This window comes from Viscerimonas tarda (genome assembly GCF_054601255.1).
In genome coordinates, this window is the sequence record NZ_BAAHWV010000081.1 from 1 (window position 1) to 4,121 (window position 4,121).

The 4,121-nt window shown below is 46.5% G+C and carries 3 protein-coding genes and 1 pseudogene; 1 reads left to right on the plus strand and 3 read right to left on the minus strand.

Annotation, left to right across the window (positions count from 1 at the left end; genetic code table 11):
- Together ACYPWY_RS15625 and ACYPWY_RS15630 are read right to left on the minus strand one after the other, a co-directional pair.
- Positions 1–1,049 (minus strand): hypothetical protein (locus ACYPWY_RS15625; protein ID WP_459686474.1); only part of this gene is annotated, 1,049 nt, incomplete at its 3' end.
- A gap of 13 nt (positions 1,050–1,062) precedes the next feature.
- The gene (locus ACYPWY_RS15630; RefSeq protein WP_459686475.1) at positions 1,063–2,337 is read right to left on the minus strand and encodes a Clp protease ClpP; all 1,275 of its coding nucleotides are present in this window, start codon (positions 2,335–2,337) and stop codon (positions 1,063–1,065) included.
- A gap of 168 nt (positions 2,338–2,505) precedes the next feature.
- On the opposite strand from ACYPWY_RS15630, the gene ACYPWY_RS15635 reads away from it, so the two are divergent.
- Positions 2,506–3,738: an ATP-binding protein gene (locus tag ACYPWY_RS15635; RefSeq protein ID WP_459686476.1), complete on the plus strand. Its 1,233-nt coding sequence runs from the start codon at positions 2,506–2,508 to the stop codon at positions 3,736–3,738.
- Positions 3,739–3,793: 55 nt separating this feature from the next.
- On the opposite strand, the pseudogene ACYPWY_RS15640 reads toward ACYPWY_RS15635, so the two are convergent.
- Positions 3,794–4,121: pseudogene (locus tag ACYPWY_RS15640) on the minus strand (hypothetical protein); the annotation flags it as partial.

Consider the following 4,121-nt stretch of genomic DNA (forward strand, 5'->3'; position numbering starts at 1 on the left):
TTAGTTGTTTTCCGGTAAGCGGTGTGAACGACTATCTCGCCCGGACGGACAATGTTGACGTCCATCTTCATGCGCATCTGGAAAAAGAAAAGTTCGGAGTTGGATTGCAGGCGGTCTACTTTCAATACCTCGGTATCGTTGGCGTAGTCCACGCCCATCCAGATGTTGGATTCCATGCCGGTGGTAAACTCGCCCAGTACGATGGTGTGTTCGGGAATCCCCACAATGGGAATAATCCGCTTGCCCTTGAAGCGGTAGCGGTTTACCTCGGTGTTTTCCGAATACTTGACCTGCTTGTCGGAAATATACTGGTCGTAGGCATCCCATGCATCCCAGCCTGTGATAAAGCTCAGTCCCGATTTCTTGCGGATTTGCTTGGGACACTTGCGCCACATGGCGTAAAGCGCCTGTTCGACGGCGGCGCCGGTTGGCAGTTCTGTTGTGCCTGAGATAATCGCCTGACCACCCGCAATGGTTTCCGCATCGGTAGCGTTTACGTTGTCAATGACGCGCTTGATAACGCCGTCAAAGTATTTTTCCTTGTTTTGGCCGATATGGATGCAGCCCGCAGGATTGGTAATGCCTGCTGCCGCTTCGCCGCCCTTGGCGGAAGTCCAAATGGCGTTGCCAATGTACTCGTTCTTCTTGTCCATCAACAAGCGCAGCATCGTTGCCTGAATTTTCGGGTCCAATTCCCTGAAAACAAGGTTGCCGTCCGGCTGCGCAAAGCGCCAGTATTTTTCATAGTCCCGTGGGTTAAATTCGAGGTAAACCATAAATTCCTGCGGTTCCAGGTAGCGTTCGGTAAACTTGTATTCGTTTTCCCCGTTCGCCCCTTTCTTTCCGTGGTTGCTGGTCGGGGTCGGGACATTGTCCTGTATAATATCCCCCAGCTTGATAGCCGGAAGAGTGTATTTGTGCTGGATGCCGCTTTTGATATGGATAAGCCCTTCCCTGAAGGTATCGTTGCCCTGCGCGGTATAGGTCAGCAGGTCTTCGAGGACTTCCCCGGCATAGCCGTTCTGCAAAAATGTAACTGTATCTGCCATTGGTAATTCTGCTTTACTTGAGTTTCTTGAACTGGAAATTTTCGCCGACTACGGTTTTCACCTGTTCCGCCATTTTTTCCCCGGCGGTTTTCGCGGCCTCCTGCGCAGCCGAAGAAGCCGCCTGTACATTGGCGGGGTCGGCGGCTATTTCCCTGCTGATTTTATCGGGAACCGGAATGGAATTGAGCGTTGTTTCGGCCAGTGTAAAATTGGCTTCCGCCATCTGCACCCATTGCGCCTCGTGGGTTTTGTCAATCCGCCCGTCGGTAACGGCGGCTTCTACCAGCGCCTTGATTTTCGACTTCTTTTCTTCCGCTTCCCTGTCCTGATAGGTTTTCAGCGAATCGGACAGGTCGTCCTTTTCCTTTTGCAAGTTGGCAATGGTAGCTTCCTTGCCGGCAATAACCGTATTGGCGTCGCTGAGCGCCTTGACTGTTTCCGACAGGCGGGCTTCCACACCGATAAGCGTGGAAATCCTTGCCATTACGTCTTTGATTTCGTAGCCGTCTTTCAATCCGAGCGAGGCGGCGACGGCGGCATATTCGAACAGGTTCTTTTCGTCGTTCATTGAATCGTTGCGTTTTTGTTTAAGAGTAGGGGGCGGATTAAAAAAGGGTTTATTTTCCGGCGGTAAATTTTCGGTTTCGGCGCTGATGCGGGAAAAGACGGACTGGATGTCGGTTACATTCTCCAGTCCGGAAATCTCGTTTTTTACCTTGTCGCAAAGTTGCCTGGAGGTGCGGATAACATTTTCCTGCGGGATAATTCCGGCTTTAACGGCGGCTTTGGCGTCGAAGAACGTGCCGTCCCTGCCCGCTTCGCCCTTCATAATCGACTCGACATGCTCCTTGGTCAAGCCGAAGCGCTTGCGGTAAATGGTGGTAATCTGCCTGGTAAAGGCTTCGATTAAATCCGAAGCTTCCGAGTCCCCACCCTCCGGCAGGAAAGGGTTGTGTATCATCAGAATGGAATAATCCCGCATGAGAGACTTGTTTCCAGCCGCCCAGAGGATGGAAGCCATCGAAGCCGCCATGCCTTCGATAATGCATTCGGTCGGGACGGTAGAGTTCTGAATGGTGGAATACACCGCCATGCCGTGCAGCACCGAGCCGCCTTCGCTGTTTATCAGTACGCGGATAAGTTTGGGGCGGATACAGCATTCTAAGTAGTCGAACTCGCTGTTAAACTGAGAGGCGGATTCTTCGGTTATACGTCCAAAAAAACGGATGCTTGCCGCTTCGCCGCCTTGCACCGCACTTACGATATGCTTGAAATTTTCCGTATTCATTGAAACTGTTTTTTCAAGAATAGGGAGGAAAAGGCTTTAATGGTTTTTACTGACCGAAAATGATTGAAAAAGTGGTATTTTTGCAGGTGAGAATTATTAAAACTTTCAAATATTGCGAGTTTTAATAATTTACGATATCTTTGTGGTCGTAATTAAAATGGTAGAACAATGAGACATTGGATAGAACGGAAGGATTATTTAGACAAACTGCTGTCATACAGAGAAAAAGGCATGATTAAAGTGGTTACGGGATTACGGCGGTCAGGCAAATCGACATTGTTAGAATTGTTTAGAAATCGCTTGTCGCAATCAGGCGTTTCGCAGGAGCAAATCATTTTCTACGATTTTGAACTGCCCGAATCGTATCTTGGCAAAACATGGGATTCTCTTTATTTTGAGATAAAAAACCAATTGCCAAGTGAAAAGATTTCGTATATTTTCCTTGATGAAGTGCAGAATATCAACGGTTTTGAAAAGTTGGTTGACGGACTTTATGCTACCGCAAATACGGACGTTTATATTACCGGCTCAAATGCCAATCTGCTTTCGGGCGAACTTGCAACGCTGTTAAGCGGAAGATACATAGAGATTTCCATTCTTCCGTTTTCGTTTTATGAATATCTGCAAGCGCGAGAAATTGACACAGCCAACAAATACTTGAATTACGAAATGCTGTTTTTCGATTATGTGAACGAAACATCCATGCCCAAAGGCGTAGAACTTCGCAACGGCGGTTTTGACAAGGTTTACGAGTATCTCAAATTTCTGTATGCTACCGTTGTGGAAAAAGACATTATGAAACGGCACACGATTTATGATAAACGCGCCTTCGGAAATGTAACGAAATTTATTGCCGGAAACATGGGTAATCAAGTATCGCCAAGCAGTATTTCAAAATCGTTAAAGGCTGACAATCAAAATATTCATAACACAACGGTTGAAAATTATTTGGCATATCTGACCGAATGTTTTATGTTTTATCAGGTCAATCGTTTCGATATAAAAGGGAAAAAGCAGTTGGCTACGCAGGAAAAATACTACATTGTCGATTTGGGTTTTCTGAACGTGCTGATTGGCAGAGAAAAAACGACCGACCGGGGGCATATTCTGGAAAATATCGTTTATCTCGAACTGCTCCGGCGCGGCTATAAAGTTTGGACAGGCTCGTTGCGCAATGCAGAAGTTGATTTTGTTGTTAAAAACAAATTTGGCGATATAGAATATTATCAGGTTTCGTGGAATATTGACAACGAAAAGACTCTTGAGCGAGAGTTTAGTCCTCTGGAAACGATAAAAGACAATTATCCAAAATTTTTGTTGACAACGGATTCTTTCCCTCAAAATCGAAATGGAATTACTCACTTAAATGTTTTTGAGTGGTTACTCAATCAGAAAACATAAATACAACAAGCAGGTAAGATTCAAAAGCGTGTAAACTAATATTTCAGTATTCTTATCAATCTTCTATTTTACTTACATCATCTTCCTCCAAATTTCCATCTACCGAAGGCTCAAATCCTGAAACGTCCTTATAAACCGGCTCCGGATGATTCTCGTGTCCGTCTCTGTCGTTTTCCGGCGCGTCGCTGTGGTTGGTAAAGGGCGGCATTACCAGATGGCGGGGAACCCAGTTGCGGTATTTCCACGAGGATGTTTCCCGGAACCATACCTCATAGTCAATCCAGTAGGCTTGCAGCATGTTCGTAGTTGTGGGCATGTCGAAATAAGTCAGGTTGCAACGTTCGTTGAGCGCGGGTTCCGTATCCTTTGCATCCTGAATAGCT

What these genes read in the sequence shown, in the direction of transcription:
- ACYPWY_RS15630 (WP_459686475.1), bottom strand. Translation starts at nt 2,337, where the DNA reads ATGAATACGGAAAATTTCAAGCATATCGTAAGTGCGGTGCAAGGCGGC.
- ACYPWY_RS15635 (WP_459686476.1), top strand. Translation starts at nt 2,506, where the DNA reads ATGAGACATTGGATAGAACGGAAGGATTATTTAGACAAACTGCTGTCA.